1 protein-coding gene is annotated in these 1,290 nt (G+C 55.7%); it reads left to right on the top strand.

What is annotated here, in order from left to right; translation table 11 throughout:
* Nucleotides 1-113: 113 nt before the first annotated feature.
* Nucleotides 114-1,277, top strand: coding sequence for an ISAs1 family transposase (locus D7D26_RS11930; RefSeq protein WP_120373183.1), 1,164 nt, complete (start codon nt 114-116; stop codon nt 1,275-1,277).
* The last annotated feature ends 13 nt before the right edge of the window (nt 1,278-1,290 follow it).

The raw sequence follows: 1,290 nt of genomic DNA, 5'->3' as shown, positions 1-1,290 counted from the left end.
GAGAAGAAGAAAGCCGCAACGCAGAAAAGTAAGTTCATCCCAAGAAAGCCTCCCTGCGGTAGAATACAAAGAAACACCGAAAACGCCCCAAAACACCGACAGGAGGCACGAGAATGAACCAGACATTTCTGGAACTGCTGGCAGAAATTGAAGATTTCCGCACAGGCAACGCGATCCACTATCGGCTCCAGGATATCCTTCTGGTCAGCGTGCTGGCCGTGATCTGTAACATGGATACCTATACGGAAATGGCCATGTTTGCCGATCATCAGAAGAAATATCTGGCGCCGTTCTGCGACTTCCGCCACGGCACCCCTTCTCACGATACCTTTGGCAAGGTGTTGAGCCGCCTCGATCCCCGTGTGTTGTCCGAACGCTTCAACGCCTGGATGAGCGAGCTGTACGTCCACCTGGGCAAGCTGGCGGAGTCAAGAGGCATGACCGTCGCCATCGACGGCAAGACCATATGCCGCAGCGGCAGTTCCGAACAGAAAGCCAGTCACGTGCTCACCGCTTTTGCCAGTCGGGCGCAGCTGGTCCTCGGTCAGATCAAGACCGACGAGAAGAGCAACGAGATCACGGCTATCCCCGAACTGCTGGATCTCTTTCAGGTCAAAGACACCGTCGTCACCATCGACGCCATGGGGACGCAGAAGGACATCGCCGCCAAGATCATCGAAAAGGGCGGAGATTACGTCCTCGCCGTCAAAGGCAATCAGAAGAAACTGCACGACGACATCATCTGGCACCTGCGCAGCGAAGCGCAGGACACAAGCACAAGAGAACTCAAAGCCAAAGGACAGTATGCCAGCACCCTGGAGAAGGATCATGGGCGCATCGAGAGAAGAGAATGTTACCTCTCCAACGACCTGAGCTGGTTCGAAGGACTTGAAGGCTGGCGAGGCATCACGGGCGTCGCCTGGATCCACAACACCCGGAACGTCGATAACAAGACCAGCACTGAAGACCATTACTTCATCTACAGCCTGAAAGGAGCCCGGGCGCAAGACCTTCTGCGCATCAAGAGAGAGCACTGGGCGATCGAGAACAACTTACACTGGATGCTGGACATGGCCTTCAGGGAGGATGACTGCCGTGCGAGAGCGAAGAACGCGGCGGAAGTGATGAACATTCTGCGAAAACTCGCTTTGCAGATGCTGAAGACCTGTGAAACATGCAAATGCGGGATGAGGAGCAAGCGCAAGCTCTGCGGGCTTGGCATCCCTACGGCTCTGCAGGTCCTGGGGCTCGTCCCTACGGGGGTTCTTATTCCGTAAGCGATTGCCCTGC

The sequence above is a fragment of the Pyramidobacter sp. CG50-2 genome (assembly GCF_003612005.1).
Taxonomy (GTDB): domain Bacteria; phylum Synergistota; class Synergistia; order Synergistales; family Dethiosulfovibrionaceae; genus Pyramidobacter.
Note: the sequence above shows the minus strand (reverse complement) of the source record. Positions and strands in the feature narration are given on the sequence as shown.